Annotated in this window: 14 protein-coding genes and 1 tRNA gene; 6 read left to right on the top strand and 9 right to left on the bottom strand. The window is 63.6% G+C overall.

The window, feature by feature from the left end; translation table 11 throughout:
* Positions 1–250: 250 nt before the first annotated feature.
* Complete coding sequence (locus tag ACIPV6_RS02980; RefSeq protein WP_400269456.1) at positions 251–508, bottom strand: hypothetical protein; 258 nt, start codon at positions 506–508, stop codon at positions 251–253.
* A gap of 39 nt (positions 509–547) precedes the next feature.
* Here ACIPV6_RS02980 and ACIPV6_RS02975 point away from each other — a divergent pair, with 39 nt between their 5' ends.
* The gene (locus ACIPV6_RS02975) at positions 548–781 is read left to right on the top strand and encodes a DUF5703 family protein (RefSeq protein ID WP_387438396.1); all 234 of its coding nucleotides are present in this window, start codon (positions 548–550) and stop codon (positions 779–781) included.
* A gap of 8 nt (positions 782–789) precedes the next feature.
* Here ACIPV6_RS02975 and ACIPV6_RS02970 read toward each other — a convergent pair whose 3' ends face one another.
* The gene (locus ACIPV6_RS02970) at positions 790–1950 is read right to left on the bottom strand and encodes an acyl-CoA dehydrogenase family protein (protein WP_400269455.1); all 1161 of its coding nucleotides are present in this window, start codon (positions 1948–1950) and stop codon (positions 790–792) included.
* Positions 1951–1963: 13 nt separating this feature from the next.
* A complete protein-coding gene (locus tag ACIPV6_RS02965; RefSeq protein ID WP_400269454.1) occupies positions 1964–3268 on the bottom strand; it encodes a M20/M25/M40 family metallo-hydrolase in 1305 nt (434 codons plus the stop codon).
* A 267-nt stretch (positions 3269–3535) separates the two neighbouring features.
* Here ACIPV6_RS02965 and ACIPV6_RS02960 point away from each other — a divergent pair.
* Positions 3536–3621 (top strand) — tRNA-Leu (locus ACIPV6_RS02960).
* 187 nt (positions 3622–3808) lie between these two features.
* Here the strand turns inward: ACIPV6_RS02960 and ACIPV6_RS02955 are convergent.
* Genes ACIPV6_RS02955 through ACIPV6_RS02945 form a run of 3 tightly spaced genes read right to left on the bottom strand, consistent with a single transcriptional unit; the run spans position 3809 to position 7415 of the window.
* Complete coding sequence (locus ACIPV6_RS02955; protein ID WP_400269453.1) at positions 3809–4729, bottom strand: MaoC/PaaZ C-terminal domain-containing protein; 921 nt, start codon at positions 4727–4729, stop codon at positions 3809–3811.
* Positions 4726–6066, bottom strand: a complete 1341-nt coding sequence (locus ACIPV6_RS02950) for a 3-oxoacyl-ACP reductase (RefSeq protein WP_400269452.1) — start codon at positions 6064–6066, stop codon at positions 4726–4728. The genes ACIPV6_RS02955 and ACIPV6_RS02950 overlap by 4 nt, the downstream gene beginning before the upstream one ends.
* A gap of 8 nt (positions 6067–6074) precedes the next feature.
* Positions 6075–7415, bottom strand: a complete 1341-nt coding sequence (locus ACIPV6_RS02945; RefSeq protein ID WP_400269451.1) for an acetyl-CoA C-acetyltransferase — start codon at positions 7413–7415, stop codon at positions 6075–6077.
* Between the two features lie 99 nt (positions 7416–7514).
* On the opposite strand from ACIPV6_RS02945, the gene ACIPV6_RS02940 reads away from it, so the two are divergent.
* Positions 7515–8207 carry a TetR family transcriptional regulator gene (locus ACIPV6_RS02940; protein WP_400269521.1) on the top strand — a complete coding sequence of 231 codons (693 nt, stop codon included), beginning with the start codon at positions 7515–7517 and terminating at the stop codon, positions 8205–8207.
* Between the two features lie 47 nt (positions 8208–8254).
* The gene (locus tag ACIPV6_RS02935; protein ID WP_400269450.1) at positions 8255–10357 is read left to right on the top strand and encodes an acyl-CoA dehydrogenase; all 2103 of its coding nucleotides are present in this window, start codon (positions 8255–8257) and stop codon (positions 10355–10357) included.
* Positions 10358–10481: 124 nt separating this feature from the next.
* Here ACIPV6_RS02935 and glgA read toward each other — a convergent pair whose 3' ends face one another.
* The gene (gene glgA / locus ACIPV6_RS02930; RefSeq protein WP_400269449.1) at positions 10482–11678 is read right to left on the bottom strand and encodes a glycogen synthase; all 1197 of its coding nucleotides are present in this window, start codon (positions 11676–11678) and stop codon (positions 10482–10484) included.
* Between the two features lie 93 nt (positions 11679–11771).
* On the opposite strand from glgA, the gene glgC reads away from it, so the two are divergent.
* Both glgC and ACIPV6_RS02920 read left to right on the top strand, forming a co-directional pair.
* Positions 11772–13184, top strand: coding sequence for a glucose-1-phosphate adenylyltransferase (gene glgC / locus ACIPV6_RS02925; protein WP_400269448.1), 1413 nt, complete (start codon positions 11772–11774; stop codon positions 13182–13184).
* A gap of 62 nt (positions 13185–13246) precedes the next feature.
* Positions 13247–14698 (top strand): SDR family NAD(P)-dependent oxidoreductase, encoded by a 1452-nt coding sequence (locus ACIPV6_RS02920; protein WP_400269447.1) that lies wholly within the window; start codon positions 13247–13249, stop codon positions 14696–14698.
* Positions 14699–14701: 3 nt separating this feature from the next.
* Here the strand turns inward: ACIPV6_RS02920 and ACIPV6_RS02915 are convergent, their stop codons facing one another.
* Positions 14702–15553 (bottom strand): transglutaminase N-terminal domain-containing protein, encoded by an 852-nt coding sequence (locus ACIPV6_RS02915; protein ID WP_400269446.1) that lies wholly within the window; start codon positions 15551–15553, stop codon positions 14702–14704.
* Complete coding sequence (locus tag ACIPV6_RS02910) at positions 15550–16476, bottom strand: alpha-E domain-containing protein (RefSeq protein WP_400269445.1); 927 nt, start codon at positions 16474–16476, stop codon at positions 15550–15552. Before ACIPV6_RS02910 ends, ACIPV6_RS02915 begins: the two co-directional genes overlap by 4 nt.
* Positions 16477–16520: the final 44 nt, after the last annotated feature.

The following is a 16520-nucleotide window of genomic DNA, read 5'->3' as shown; positions in this document are numbered from 1 at the left end:
CTGCCATTGCCTACAACCCAGTGAAGCCGGGGGGAAATGGGGGCGCACCAGTAGTCGGTACTCAACTTTGCGCAGGTTTACCCCTTGCGCATACTCGCGAGTACCTAGCCCGGCTTCTTGGCACTACGTGCCCGGGCACCCTGATGCATCGCTGAAATCCCCGTGAATCCGCAGCCGATGCAGCACAAAACAGGGGGAAAACGACACAAAAAAACCGGCCACCCCCAGGGGTGGCCGGGTCAACAGTTGGTCAGTCCTCCAGGCTTTCGAGGTCCTCGTCGAGGACCTCGTCACCGTCCTCGTCATCCTCGTCGAACACTTGAAGGGGAGTAACCTCGGAATAGGCCTCGTAAAGTGCGTCTTCGTAAACCTCGAACGCATCGGCGACGGCGAAGAAGGCCGCCTCCACCGTGGGATCACCCTCCCCGCGCCGGGCGGAGGCAGCGGCCAGATGCTCTTCGAAGGCAGCAGTCAATGACTGAAGCGCGACACGCGGATCGATGCTCATGCCTTCACGTTAGCCGGAAAAGGACCAAAATGGAGAGGGATGAAGGAACAATTTCAAGGCGGCTCGGTTGAGCGCCAACGAGACTATGCACGTCAGTACGAGTACCTCGTCCTGACGGTTGGACCTGAGGATTCACTGCCGGAGGCCCGCCGTCGGCTGGCCGAGCATTCCGAGTACGGCAAGTGGGAGCTGGAGCGCAGCCGGCTGTACATGGGCGGCGGACGCCGTTTCTGGCTTCGCCGAAAGGTGTACTCCGTCCAACGAACGGTGTAGTCTCCCGGCTAATTTTCCAAAGGCCCCAACCAGGCGCTGGCCACTGTATTGTGCGCCGATTCGTCGTTGGATGGGTGGAAGATGCCGGCCAGCACGTCGCGGTACAGCCGCTCAAGCTCCGAGCCACGGAAATAGCTCCCTCCCCCGGAAACCCTGATGGCCAAATCAACCACGTAGCGGGCATTTTCTGTTGCGCGTGATTTAAGGCCCACCAGCTTCGGGAACCATTGCGGACCGTGGTCCACCAGTCCGTCCACGTCCCGGGCCGTGCTGGCCAACTGTGGGTAGATGCCGTCCAGGGCCATGGCGGCGTCGGCGATCTTCCAGCGGATGTCCGGATCCTGGGCAAAACTGCGTCCCCCGTACTTCGAGGAGACACGCCGTTTCACGGCTTCCACGCCCAGGACGAAGGCACGCTCCGCCAGCCCGGTGTAGACGGCGGCCAGCAACGTTTCGAAACAGGCGAAAATCGCGAAAATCAGCAGATCCCGGTTAGGGCCTACCGGAAGCTTCCGGAAGATCCGTTCCGGCGGCACCACGGCACCCTCCAGCAAAGTGCTGTTGGACGCACTGGCTCGCATGCCCAAGGTGTTCCAATCGTCAAGGGTCCGGTGGCCGGGATCCTCGCGGCGCAGGAATCCGAATACCAGTTCGGCCTCGCCATTGCGGGCATCGGAGTCCTTGCCGAAGGTACCCAGCCGCGTCCATCCGCGGGACAGGCTGGTGAAGACCTTGCGGCCGGTGAACCGGTAGGCGCCGTCCGGCAACGGTTCGGCCACTGTTCCGGAATCGAAGAGCATGGAATCATTGCCTGCTTCGGAAATTCCGAACGCGAAGACCTCCCCTTCTCCGGCCTCTTTGAGGACAAAGGACAGGGAATCGTCTCCCCGTGCGTTCATGACATGCGCGACGCCGGTCCAGACCAGGTGCATGTTGACGCCCAACGCTGTGGCCGGCGCGGCCGTGGCGAGCCTGCGCTGAAGCGCAGCTACCGCTTCGAGGCCAAGGCCCAGGCCGCCGTCGGACGCCGGAACAAAAGCCTTGAGGTAACCTGCGCCGGCAAGGTCCGCGAGGTCTTCGTGGAAGAACGCATTGTCCCGGTCGTAGCCTGCAGCCCGCCCCCGGAGCCGCTCCAGCAGTTCGTCGGGCAGGAAATCCTCGGGAACCATTGCCTCAGCCTTCCTAGTAGTTGGTGAGCAGCCTGTTCAGGACACGGGCTCCGAACTTCAACGATTCGGCAGGAACCCTCTCATCGACGCCATGGAACATACCGGTGAAATCAAGCTCGTCCGGCAGCATGAGCGGGGCAAAGCCGTAACCGGTGATGCCGATCTTGCTCAAGGACTTGTTGTCCGTTCCACCGGAAAGCGTATAGGGCAGCACTTTCGCTCCGGGGTCCTCCGAGTGGAGGGCATCGATCATGGAATCCACCAGGTTCCCCGCAAACGGGACTTCCAAGGACACATCCTTGTTCACGTAGCTGATGTCGATGCCTTCACCGGCGAGCTCCTTGATGGTCTGGAACACCAACTCCTGCTGCCCTGGCAGCGTGCGGCAATCGACGAAAGCTTCGGCGGACTCCGGGATGACATTGTGCTTGTAGCCCGAGCGCAAGTACGTGGGGTTGGAAGTGTTCTGCAGGGTCGCACCAACGAACCGCGCCACGGTCCCCAGCTCCTTGAGGAGGATGTCCGGGTTGTCGGCGTCGAACTCCACTCCGGTGAGTTCGGTGACTCCGTCCAGGAACTGCCGTGTGGTGGGAGTCAGCTCGATGGGCCACTTGTACTCGCCGATCCTGGTGACGGCGGCCGCGAGACGGGTCACTGCGTTGTCCGTGTTGATCTGGGAGCCATGGCCGGCACGCCCGTGGGCTACCAGCCGCAGCCAGGAGATACCCTTCTCGGCCGTTTGCAGGAGGTAGGTCCGCTGGCCACCGATGGTTGCCGAAAAGCCGCCCACTTCGGAGATGGCCTCTGTTGCACCGTCGAACAATTCGCGGCGGTGCTCCACGGCATAGCGTGCTCCGTACGTTCCGCCGGCTTCCTCGTCGGCGAAAAAGGCGAAAATGATGTCCCTCTTGGGCTTGCGGCCGGTCCTGGCGAAATCACGCAACACGGACAGGATCATGGCGTCCATGTCCTTCATGTCCACTGCTCCACGGCCCCAGATCAGGCCGTCCTTCAGTTCACCGCTGAAAGGATCCACGCTCCACTGGTCCTTCAGCGCCGGAACCACGTCCAGGTGGCCATGGACCACCAGCGCGTCCGCCGATGGATTCTCGCCGGTCATGCGGGTAACCACGCTTGCCCGGCCGGGCTCGGACTCGAAGATCTCGACATCGAGGCCGACTTCGCTGATGAGGCCTGCGGTGTATTCTGCGGCAGCACGCTCCCCCGGTCCGGTGCCATCGCCGAAGTTGGACGAGTCTATGCGAATGAGCTCCTGGCAGATCCGGACTACTTCGTCCTCGGGACGGATGACAGACATGGAAGTTCTCCTTGCGTGGCTGGGCTGCAGGTTCCGGTGACGCGCAGCGCGGATTCCGCTGCTGTGCCGTCCCGTGTCCCTTCAGCCTACTCACCGGATGGGCCAGGGTGCAGACATTCGAACCACCCACCGGAGCGCGCATTGCCGGACCACGCCGCACCGGCTACCCGATTTTTGTGTTCCCCCAAAGCGTGTTAGAGTTTTTCTCGCTGCTTCGGAGCAAAGTGAAGTGCCGCACGGCACAAACAGATACTTCGGACACCACCTGCGCGGGTGGCGGAATGGCAGACGCGCTAGCTTGAGGTGCTAGTCCTCGAAAGGGGGTGGGGGTTCAAGTCCCCCTCCGCGCACCAACTCAAGGCCTGGAATTTTCGAATTCCGGGCCTTGATTGTTTAATCCGACGGTCGCAAAACTACCCGCTTGCGAGCTTGCTCACATTTATTGCCGCCGGCGTCATGTGCCGAAATCCCGCATTGCCATATTAACGACGACGGCGGCAGTCACCATAGCTGACTGCCGCCGTCGTCGTGTTCTGGAGCCTAGCCCAGCGCCGCAACGCTGCCGATGAAATGCCGGCGTCCGCTGCGCGGATTCCAGGCAACGTACTCCGATCTCTCCCAAGCCCCGGATGCGGCCTGGGTAGTGGAGATATCCAAGGCCACCCGCGCCGGCAGGAACACGGGGGCCTCGAAGGCTACGTCCCAGGTGAACGCCTCGGCCTTGACAGCGCCCACATCGGCCAACGCCCTGGACGCCAGGTACATGCCGTGGGCAATCGATCCGCGCAGCCCCAGGGCCTTGGCGGAAAGACCGCTCAAATGGATCGGGTTGAAGTCACCGGACACCACCGCATAGCTGCGTCCAGTATCCACCCCGAGTTGCCAGACAGCGGTAGGAAAGGGCGGCTTGAAGTCCGGCTTTGCAGCACTGTTGGACGTTCCTGCCTTGTCGATTCCGGGCAGGAAGACACCTTTGGCCAGGTAGGTGGAAACCCCACGCCACAGCAACACTCCCGATGCGTGGGAACGGACCTCGGCCACCACGTCCACTTGGGTACCGGCGCGATGACCGGTGAGGTTTTCCGCCCATGCCCTGATATCCAGCGCATGGGTGAACTGAATGGGGCTGTACTGCTCCACATGGTTCCTGAGATGGATCATCCCCAGCAGCGGCAACGGAAAGTCGTCACGGTTCATGACGCTCATGGTCACCGGGAAAGCCAACGCGTGGACGAACCCGGCAGGAAGGATGTCACTTGCCGTTTCTCCGAGGAGGTGCTGATAGGACGTGAGGTTTTCCACGTCCGGCGTCACGTCCCGGACCTCATGGCTCACGGCCGGAAGTTTCCTGCGCGGCGGGGTCCCCAGGACACGCCTCCTGGCGGCGCTGGCAGCGGCATTGACGTACAGCTTGGACAGCGACGGCAACTCCCCAAGGATGACGGGCTGGGCCTGGATCATGCGCCCACCAGTTGCTGTCCGCAGACGCGAAGGACCTCCCCGGAAATGCCCCCGGCGGAGTCGCCCGCGAGGAAGGCAATGGCTTCGGCCACGTCCGTCGGCTGGCCGCCCTGCTTGAGGGAGTTCAGCCGGCGGGCCGCCTCCCTGATGGCCAGGGGCATCCGGGCGGTCATCTCCGTTTCGATGAAGCCCGGGGCAACCGCGTTGATGGTCCCGCCAAAGGATGCCATCAACGGCGCGGTTGAACGCACCATGCCGATCACGCCGCCCTTGGAGGCACCGTAGTTCGTCTGGCCCCGGTTGCCGGCGATGCCGCTGGTAGAAGCCACCGAGACAATGCGCGGGGCATCCTTGAAATGCCCGGACGCCAGGAGTGCTTCATTGATCCTCAGTTGCGCGGCGATGTTCACGGCAATCACCGACTGCCACCGGCCCTGGTCCATGTTGGCGAGGAGGCGGTCCCGGGTGATGCCGGCATTATGCACAACAATGTCCAGCCTGCCATGGCGCTCCACGGCGTGCTCAATGATCCGCTGCCCCGCATCGCTGCGGCTGATGTCCAGCTGCAACGCCGTCCCGTGCACCTGGTTGGCCACCTCGGCCAGGTGGTCTCCGGCCGCAGGGATGTCCACCAACACCACTTTCGCGCCATCCCGGTGCAGAGTGCGGGCGATCGCGGCACCGATCCCCCGCGCAGCTCCGGTGACCACGGCAACTTTGCCTGCAAGGGGCTTGTCCGCAACGGCCGGCAGCCTACCGGCCGCCGAGGTCACCGAAAGGAATTGTCCGTCCACGTAGGCAGAGCGACCGGACAGGAAGAACCGGACTGCCCCGAGGGCAGAGGGGCTGGTGGTGGCCAGGTCCTCCGCAAGCAGGACACCGTTGGCCGTCGCCCCGGATCGGAGCTCCTTCGCCAGGGAACGCAGCAGGCCGTCGATGCCTTGGCGGGCGGCGGCGGTTGCCGGGGACGAGGTTCCCTGGGGCGCCCGGGACACCGTGATGACCCGGCCGTTGGGTGCAAGGTCCCGGAGGGAAGCACCCACGGTGAGGACAGGCTTTCCCAGGTCCTCAGGGTGCTGCACTGAATCGAGGACCAGAATGATGGCGCCCAACTTTTCCTTGGGCAAAGCATTCCGGCGGACGTCCAGGCCCCACCCCAGCAAGGTGGTGGCGAGATCGTCGGCGCCCACGCTGTCCCCGTTGACCAACACCGGACCGGAAATCAACGGGTCACCCGGCTGGTAGCGACGCAACAGGACGGGCTGGGGCAGGCCAAGCTTCCTGGCCACGTCCCGCCCCAGTCCGCGGCTGACGATTTGGGTGTATTTGTCCGTCATCGGGCCCCCTATGCAGCTTCCAGGATGGCCACGACGCCCTGCCCACCGGCGGCGCAAACGGAGATGAGGCCGCGGGCAGGACGACCGTCCACCGTGCCCTTCCCATGCAGCATTTTGGCCAGCGAAGCAACAATCCTGCCCCCGGTGGCCGCGAAGGGATGGCCTGCTGCGAGGGACGATCCGTTCACGTTGAGCTTGGCACGGTCCACCTTGCCCAGGGCACCGTCCAGGCCCAGGCGGGTACGGCCAAAGTCTTCGTCCTCCCATGCCGCCAGGGTGCTGAGCACGGTCCCGGCGAACGCCTCGTGGATTTCGAAGTAGTCGATGTCCTCCAAGGTGAGTCCTTGACGGGCCAGAAGCCGCGGGACGGCAAATACCGGAGCCATGAGCAGCCCGTCTTTGCCATGGACAAAATCGACGGCGGCAGCCTCACCGTCCACAACGGTGGCCAGCTTGGGCAGGCCGCGGCTTTCCGCCCACTCCGCGCTGGCGAGAAGCACTGTTGAAGCACCGTCCGTGAGCGGCGTCGAGTTGCCTGCGGTCATGGTTGCCTGGGATCCAAGGTTCTTGCCGAACACCGGCTTGAGCGCGGCGAGCTTCTCCAAGGATGTATCCGGACGAAGGTTCGAGTCGCGGTTGAGGCCACGGTAGGGGGTGATGAGGTCATCGAAGAAGCCGTGGTCGTAGGCGGAGGCGAGATTGTGGTGGCTGTTGACGGCGATTTCGTCCTGGGCTTCGCGGGTAATCTTCCACTGTGCCGTTGTCAGGGCCTGGTGTTCTCCCATGGAGAGTCCGGTACGCGGTTCGCCGGTGTTGGGTGCATCCGGGGCGAGGTCCTTGGGCCTGATCTTTCCCAGGATGCGTAGTTTCTGGACCGGAGTCTTGGCGCGGTTCAGGTCCAGGAGGATCTCGCGCAATCCCTCACTGACGGCAATGGGAGCATCCGATGCGGAGTCCACGCCGCCGGCGATGGCGGAATCAATCTGGCCCAGCTTGATTTTGTTGGCCAGGCCAAGGACCGTTTCAAGGCCGGTGGCGCACGCCTGCTGAAGGTCGTACGCCGGAGTCTCCGGAGACAACGCCGAGCCCAGCACCGCCTCACGTGTGAGGTTGAAATCCCGGGAATGCTTCAGCACGGCTCCTGCCGCGACTTCTCCGATCCGTTCGTCCTGCAACCCGAAGCGTGCGATCAAGCCATCGAGTGCTGCGGTGAGCATGTCCTGGTTGGACGACTTCACGTATGCACCGCCCGTACGCGCAAACGGAATCCGGTTTCCGCCCACGATCACCGCTGACCGGACCTGCCGGGATTCCTGGGCTGCGCCCGTGGTTGCACCTGCTGAAGCCATGTGTGTCTCCTTCGGAAAAGTTGCCGGTTACTGATACCCAGCGTACCTGATACGCTGGGTATCGTGAACAGTGGTCCCGCAGATTTCTCTCCAGCCCCCCTGGGCCCCGGCCGAACCGACGTCGAGTACCCCCCTGCCGCCGTCGTTGGTCCCGAAGGAGCCGTGGACGGCCGCGCGGCCCGCTGGCAATCCCACCGCGAGGAGAGGCGGCGGGCACTGATAAAGACAGCGAGGAAAGCCGTCCACGCGCTGGGCAGCGACGCGTCCATGGAGGACATTGCGGGCGCGGCCGGAACCTCCAAGTCGGTCTTCTACCGGTACTTCGGAGACAAAGCAGGACTGCAACAGGCCATGGGTGAAGTGGTTCTGGGGCAAATGCAACGCCGCATGAAGGATGCGGCCCAGTCTGCGCAGACTCCGCGGGAGGGGCTCTACGCCATGGTTTCCGCCTACCTCCAGATGGCCGAATCCAGCCCGAATGTCTATGCCTTCATCACCAGGCTGACACCGGGCGAGGCCTCAGCGCAGGATGCCATCGCCGCGTCCGGCGCCCTCGGTCACTTTTTCGAGCAGATCACCGGCATGATCGCTACTCCCATGCGCCAATACCTGGGCCCGGACAACGAGGCCCTCATCGAATATTGGCCTACGGCTGCGATCGGCCTCGTCCGGAACGCAGGCGAAATGTGGCTCGGAAGTGCCGCGGCCGCCAAGCCGGACCAGGCCACCATGGCCGCGAACATCACCGACTGGCTGTGCCTGGGCATCGCCCCACAGCTCAAGACCACCTGACACCAGCAAAGACGCAGCAGTTGTCCGGAACCAGAGAAAGAAGAAGCATGACCGACGTAGTGGATCGCGAATCATCAGCCCGGCAGGCGACCGCGGGCAACCCTGCAACGGGCGGACAAGCCGAGCCCGCCGTGGACGTAGCGGCATTGGGCGGGCAACTCCTCGGCACGTGGGCGGACGTCCGGCGCCAGGCCCGCGAACTCGCCGGCCGCCCCGAGGTCCGGAAGATCGAGGGCCTCACGCATACAGACCACCGCCACCGCGTCTTCGACCAACTGAAGTACCTCGTGGACAACAACGCCGTCCACCGTGCTTTTCCCGTCCGCCTGGGCGGATCGGACGATCACGGCGGAAATATTGCCGGCTTCGAGGAACTGGTCACTGCGGACCCCTCGCTTCAGATCAAGGCCGGCGTGCAGTGGGGTCTCTTCGGCTCCGCAGTGATGCACCTGGGCACCCAGGAACATCACGACAAATGGCTTCCAGGGATCATGAGCCTGGACATCCCCGGGTGCTTTGCCATGACGGAAACCGGTCACGGCTCCGATGTGGCAAGCATCGCCACCACAGCCACTTATGACGCCGCCAGCCAGGAATTCGTCATCAACACTCCGTTCCGGGCGGCTTGGAAGGATTACATCGGCAACGCCGCCAACGACGGCCTGGCGGCGGTGGTCTTCGCCCAACTCGTCACACGCAACGTCAACCACGGCGTCCATGCGTTCTACGTTGAGTTGCGCGATCCGGACACCAAGGAATTCCTTCCGGGCGTCGGGGGCGAGGACGATGGCATCAAGGGTGGGCTTAACGGCATCGATAACGGACGCCTGCACTTCACCGACGTCAGGGTTCCGCGAACCAACCTGCTGAACCGCTATGGTGACGTCGCCGCCGACGGCACCTACACCTCCACCATTGAAAGCCCCGGCCGCCGGTTCTTCACCATGCTGGGCACCTTGGTCCAGGGTCGGGTTTCCCTTGACGGCGCCGCAGTGGCGGCCAGCAAGGTGGCGCTGAAGGCCGCCATCCACTACGCGGCAGAGCGCCGCCAGTTCAACGCGTCATCGCCCACGGACGAGGAAGTGTTGCTGGATTACCAGCGCCACCAGCGCCGCCTGTTCACGCGGTTGGCCACCACCTACGCGGCAAGCTTCGCGCACGAACAGTTGCTCACGAAGTTCGACGACGTCTTCTCCGGAGCCCACGACACCGACGCCGACCGCCAGGATCTGGAAACCCTCGCCGCGGCCTTGAAGCCGCTCAGCACCTGGCACGCCCTGGACACGTTGCAGGAGTGCCGTGAAGCCTGTGGTGGTGCGGGATTCCTCATCGAGAACCGATTCGCCTCGCTGCGGGCCGACCTCGATGTGTACGTGACCTTCGAAGGCGACAATACGGTCCTCCTGCAGTTGGTGGCCAAGCGGCTGCTTGCCGATTACGCCAAGGAATTCCGCAGTGCCGACTTCGGAGTGCTGGCCCGCTACGTCGTGGACCAGGCGGCGGATGTGGCGTTCCACCGGACCGGCCTGCGCCAAGTGGCGCAATTCGTGGCCGATTCCGGATCCGTCCAGAAAGCCGCACTGGCACTGCGGGACGAGGCAGGCCAGCGCACCCTGCTGACGGACAGGGTCCAGTCAATGGTGGCGGAGGTCGGGGCCGCGTTGAAGGGCGCCAACAAGCTTCCCCAGCACCAGGCGGCAGCACTGTTCAACCAGCACCAGCATGAGCTCATCGAGGCTGCACAGGCCCACGCGGAACTCCTGCAGTGGGAGGCTTTCACCGAAGCCCTGGAATCAGTATCCGATGCCGGAACCAAGCAGGTGCTGACCTGGCTGCGCGATCTCTTTGGACTCTCCCTGATTGAGAAGCACCTCTCCTGGTACCTCATGAACGGCCGGCTCTCCATGCAGCGTGGCCGCACGGTAGGCACCTACATCAACCGGCTGCTGGTGAAGATCCGCCCGCATGCCCTGGACCTTGTGGATGCCTTCGGTTACGGCCCGGAGCACTTGCGGGCTGCGGTAGCCACGGGCGCCGAGGCCACGCGCCAGGATGAGGCCCGCACCTACTTCCGGCACCAGCGGGCCAGCGGCCGCGCCCCTGCGGACGAAAAGTCGCTTCTGGCGCTGAAAGCGGGCAGGCAGCAGTGATCTTCAGGGGCTAGCAGTCCGGGCTGGCCACTTGGTGAACACTTGCGGAAGCTTGGAAACCACGACGGCGCCGTCCCCACGTGAGGGGGCGGCGCCGTCGTGGTTTCGGCTGCTTCAGCGACGCTTAGGCGAGCACCGAGCGGTAGACCTCAAGGGTGGTCTCTGTGATGGATTCCCACGAGAAATGTTCCTCGGCCCGTCGCCGTCCTGCCACACCCATGGCGCGTGCACGGTCCGGATCGGTCACCACCTCGTTGAGCGCAGCGGCGAAGTCACGGACGAACTTCTCCGGGTCAAGCGGCGTACCCGTCCCGTCGGTGACCTGTTCCAACTCCACCAGGAGCCCGGTGTTCCCGTGGTCCACCACCTCCGGGATGCCGCCGGTGGCACTGGCCACCACCGCTGCCCCGCAGGCCATGGCCTCAAGGTTCACGATGCCAAGGGGCTCGTAAATCGAGGGACAGGCGAACGCGGTGGCATGGCTCAGGACCTGGATGAGCTCGCGCCGGGGAAGCATCCGCTCGATCAGGACGACGCCTTCGCGCTTGCTTTGCAGTTCCTCGATGAGCCTTGCTGTTTCGGCGGCAAGCTCCGGAGTGTCGGCAGCGCCAAGGCAAAGGACCAGCTGCACGTCCTCAGGAAGGCTCGAGGCAGCGCGCAGCAGGTAGGGAACACCCTTCTGGCGCGTATTGCGGCCCACGAAGACCACGCTGGGCTTGGCCGGATCGATGCCGAGTGCACGGACTGCGTCTTCTTCCTCGTCACGCTCCCACAAGGACACGTCGATCCCGTTGTGGACCACGCGAACCTTGGCCGGATCTACGTTGGGATAGCTGCGGAGGATATCCTGGCGCATCCCCTCCGACACTGCGATGATCGCGGCAGCGGCCTCGTAGGCGGTCTTTTCCACCCACGACGAGAGCGCGTAGCCGCCACCAAGTTGCTCGGCTTTCCATGGCCGCAACGGTTCAAGGCTGTGGGCACTGAGCACGTGGGGAATACCGTGCAGCAGCGACGCCAAGTGGCCTGCCATGTTCGCGTACCAGGTGTGCGAGTGGACGAGGTCCGCTCCCGCGACGTCCGGAACGATCCTCAGATCGACGCCGAGGGTCTGCACGGCAGCGTTGGCTCCGTCCAGATCCCCGGGTGTCGCATAGGAGTCAACCGTTGCGCCGTGGTAGTCGGCTTCGCGTGCCGCGCCGAAGGCGCGCACATGGAGGTCAACGTGCTTCGCCAGCACCCGGCTGAGCTCGGCAACGTGGACCCCGGCACCGCCATAAATTTCCGGAGGGAATTCTTTAGTCACAATGTCTATTCGCACGCTAACCAACGTAGTCGTTCAGCCGTATGTGTTCTAGTGTGAAAGAGTCCGGAAAATCGGACTTTTGGGGGCTACGAAGACGTACGGGGAGCTGTGACCATGGCGTTGAAGAAAGTTTTGGCAATCGTGTTGGCCGGTGGAGAGGGCAACCGCCTGATGCCGCTGACAGCAGACCGTGCCAAGCCAGCTGTACCGTTTGCCGGCGGTTACCGGCTTATTGACTTTGCACTATCGAATCTGGTCAATTCGGGATATTTGCGAATTGTTGTGTTGACCCAATACAAATCGCACAGCCTGGACCGCCATATCTCCGAGACCTGGCGCATGTCCACCCAGCTGGGGCGCTACGTCGCTTCCGTTCCGGCACAGCAGCGGGTGGGCAAGAGCTGGTTCCTGGGCAGCGCCAACGCCATTTACCAATCCTTGAACCTGATCCACGACGACGCTCCGGACATCGTGGTTGTTGTCGGCGCTGACCACGTCTATCGCATGGACTTCTCGCAAATGGTCGAGCAGCACATTGCCAGCGGCGCAAAGGCCACCGTTGCAGCCGTGCGCCAGCCCCTGAACATGGCCAACCAGTTCGGCGTCATCGAGGTAGACCAGAACGATCCCCAGAAGATCGCAGCCTTCGTCGAGAAGCCCGCCAGCACGCCTGGACTCGCAGCCGACCCCAGCCAGTTCCTGGCTTCCATGGGCAACTACGTCTTCAACGCCGACGCCCTGGTGGAGGCTTTGCACGTAGACGCCGAACGACTGGACACCAAGCACGACATGGGTGGCGACATCATCCCGTATTTCGTGGACAAAGGTGAGGCAGGGGTCTATGACTTCACGCTCAATGACATCCCGGGCGCCACGGAGCGGGACCGCACGTACTGGCGCGACGTAGGGACCATCGATTCCTTCTACGACGCACACATGGACCTGATCTCCCCCGTCCCGGTCTTCAACCTGTACAACTCCGAATGGCCGATCTACACCCGGCAGAGCATTTCCCCGCCGGCCAAGTTCGTCCGCGGCGAAAACAGCACGGTTGGAACCGCACTGGATTCGATCGTTGCCAGTGGCGTAGTGATCTCCGGTGGCATTGTTGAGGGTTCGGTCCTGGCCAACGATGTCTTCGTCGAAGCCGGCAGCCGGGTCCAGGATTCCGTACTCATGGACAAGGTTCGTGTTGGAGAGGGGGCCGTGATCAAACGGGCCATCCTGGACAAGAACGTCAAAGTGCCTGCCGGTGCTGCCATTGGCGTGGATGCGGCCTTGGACAAGGCCAGGGGGTACAAGGTCACCGAATCCGGCATCACGGTGCTGGCCAAGGGCCAAGTGGTCCCTGAACCCGGTGAAGAGGAGCTGGCACTTTCCGCCGAGTACCGCCGCAGCCTTCCTGAAGCGCTCAAGGCAGCAACCCAGGACGACCCCGCCATGCGCGACTCTGCCGAGAAGGTAGCCGCCGGAATCCAGGCGCGCGTGGTGGACGCCGCTTCCCAAGGCGCCGCGCACTAACGGAGTCCGCACCTCCAAACCCGAGGCAGGTCCCGGGGTCCCAAGGCTGTAAAATCAGGTCAATGAGTTCCACGGACCTGACGCCTGAGGAGATCCAGGCCTGCCTCAAGGTTTTAACCACCATCCATGCCTACGACGAAGAGCATCCGGACTACATTGCCGTCCGCCGTGCAACGGGCAAGATGTTCAAGGCAGTCAAGCGCCACCGGAGGGTGACCAAGCGTGACCTGATCGCCGAGGCGGACCGCGCGGTGATCGCACTTACCGCGACGGCGGCCCCCGACCGGATTGACGACGAAACCCGGGGCAACAAGCTGGCCCCTTCGACAACAGGCGAGGTGGCCGGTCACCTCATCCGGTCCCGGCCCTGCTACATCTGCAAACAGCACTACACACAGGTGGACGCCTTCTACCACCAGTTGTGCCCGGAGTGCGCAGCGTTCAGCCACAGCAAGCGGGATGCCCGCACGGACCTCACCGGGCGCAGGGCGCTGCTGACCGGCGGACGAGCCAAGATCGGCATGTATATTGCTCTTCGACTGCTCCGTGACGGCGCCCACACCACCATCACAACGCGCTTCCCCAAGGATGCTGCACGCCGCTTCGCGGCCATGGAGGACAGTTCCGACTGGCTGCACCGGCTGAAGATCGTGGGAATCGACCTCCGCGACCCGGCACAGGTCATGGCCCTGACCGACTCGCTGAACGAGGCCGGGCCCCTGGACATCATCATCAACAACGCGGCACAGACGGTGCGTCGATCGGGCAATGCTTACAAGCCATTGGTGGACGCGGAGGACGAACCCTTGCCCGCCGCCCTCGAAACTGCCAACGGCGGGCCTGAGCTGGTCACGTTCGGCCATGCCCACGACAAGCACCCGCTGGCCCTGGCGAGCAGCGTGACCGAGCACCCGGTCCTCGCCGGCGACGCCATCACCTCGTTGGCACTCTCCACAGGCTCGGCATCCCTGGAACGGATCGAATCCGGAACCGCGATCGATGCCGGTGGCCTGGTCCCGGACCTCGCCACGATCAATAGCTGGACGCAGGTGGTGGATGAGGTGGACCCACTCGAGATGCTCGAGGTGCAGCTGTGCAACGTCACGGCACCGTTCCTCCTGGTCAGCCGTCTTCGCGGCGCCATGAAGCGCTCCACGGCACGGCGGAAGTACATCGTGAATGTATCCGCCATGGAAGGGCAGTTCTCCCGCGCCTACAAGGGGCCGGGCCATCCGCACACCAACATGGCCAAGGCCGCCTTGAACATGATGACCCGGACCAGCGCCCAGGAAATGCTGGACTCCGACGGCATCCTCATGACCGCCGTCGATACCGGATGGATCACGGACGAACGGCCGCACTACACCAAGATCCGGCTCATGGAGGAAGGTTTCCACGCGCCACTGGACCTGGTGGACGGCGCCGCCCGCGTTTACGATCCGATCGTGATGGGCGAACAGGGCGAGGACCAATACGGCGTCTTCCTCAAGGATTACAAGCCCTCGCCCTGGTAAGCACTACGCCAGGCGGGTGATCTCCACAGACACCGACAGGCCGGAGCCGCCACCGCCGGAAAGGATGCCCTTCAGCGGCGGCACATCCCGGTAGTCGCGGCCCTTGGCAACTGTCACGTGGTAGTCCCCCGCCGGCTTGTGGTTGGTGGGGTCCCAGCTGCGCCATTCGCCGTCCCACCACTCCAACCATGCGTGGGACTGGCCCGCCACGGTTTCGCCAATGTCCGCCGAGGACCTCGGGTGGATGTAGCCGGAGACGTACCGGGCCGGGATGCCGCAGCTGCGCAGCGAGCCGATGGCCAGGTGCGCGAGGTCCTGGCAAACACCTTGGCGCTGGGTCCAGGCCTGTTCGGCGTTGGTGGTGACACCTGTGGTGCCCTTCATGTACGTCATCTCACCGGCCATCCAGGAGAAGACTGCCAGGGCCGCCTCATGCGGGTTCTTGCCGTCGACGACTCCGGGAACCAGGCTGAGGACTTCTTCGCCCGGACCGCTAAGCCGTGACTGCGGCAGCCAGTCGCTGAACTCGTCCTGGATCTTCGCGGAACGGATGACGTCCCAGCCAACAATATCGTCGTCGTTTGCCACCCGTTCAGTGCGGTGCACCTCCACTGTGGCAGTCGCCAGGACCTCGAGGTTCTCATGCGGCATCTGCATGTCGAAGGCGGTAACGCGTGTACCCCAATAATCGCGGTAGGTACTCACCGAGGCCTGGCTGGGGCTCACCTTCAGCGAGGACTCAAGGACCACTTGCTGTCCGTCAGTCAACGGAGTCATCCGCGCCTCGTTGTAGCTGAGGGTGACACGGCGGTTGTATTTGTAGGCAGTCTTGTGGACGATGCTCAACCGGGTCATGAAACTTCTCCCACCCAGGCGTGTTCATCAGCCTGATTGAAGTACTTACGGGAAATTGCGTCCGAGGCCTGCGTCACTGCCTTCTGCACACGTTCCATGTGCTCGGGAAGCTCGGACATCAGGTCATCGGTCCGGTGGAATTCAAGGAAGGTGCGGGCTTGGCCCACAATCCTGCGGGCGTCGTTGATGAAGCCAACGCGTTGGGCCGAGGGATCCAGTTTGGCCAAGGAGTCGTCGGCATCGCGCAGCGCGTAGACGATGGACCGTGGGAAGAGCCGGTCCAGGAGCAGGAACTCCGCAGCGTGCTGGTCGCCGAAGGCGGCCCTGCGGGTCCGGATGAACGACTCGTATGCACCGGCGCAGCGAAGCATGTTGACCCAGGACATGCCTGCCGACTGGACGTCGCGGGTAGAGAGCATGCGTGCGGTCATGTCGGCCCGTTCCAGCGAGCGGCCAAGCACCATGAACAGCCAGCTTTCGTCGTGGCTAACCGTAGTGTCTGCTAAGCCGCGGACCATGGCGGTCCGTTCCAGGACCCAGTTGCAGAACCGGTAGGTGCCCACCACGTCCTTGCGGTGCTGGTTAAGGCCGTAGTAGGTGGTGTTGAGGCTTTCCCACAGGGATTGGGAGACGGTCTCGCGGGCACGGCGGGCGTTTTCACGCGCAGCCCCCAGGGAACCGGCAATCGAGGACGCACTTTGCTTGTCGTACGCCAGGGCGTGCAGCAATTCGGGCAGGCCGAAGTCCTCGTTCTGCGGCTTGGCTCCCATCACGGCCAACAGGTCCCTGGCCACAGTGCGCTGTTCCTCGAGGGGCAAGTGGTTCAGTCGTTCCAAGTGGACGTCAAGGATGCGGGCGGTGCCATCGGCGCGCTCAACGTAGCGGCCAATCCAGAAGAGTGACTCGGCAATACGGCTCAGCATGCGGCTGTGCCTCCTTCGCGTGGTGCTTGTCGAAGTTCAAGGTA

This window comes from Paenarthrobacter sp. NPDC089988, from assembly GCF_044748465.1.
Classification (GTDB): Bacteria; Actinomycetota; Actinomycetes; order Actinomycetales; family Micrococcaceae; genus Arthrobacter.
This window is presented reverse-complemented; position numbering and strand designations above follow the sequence as displayed.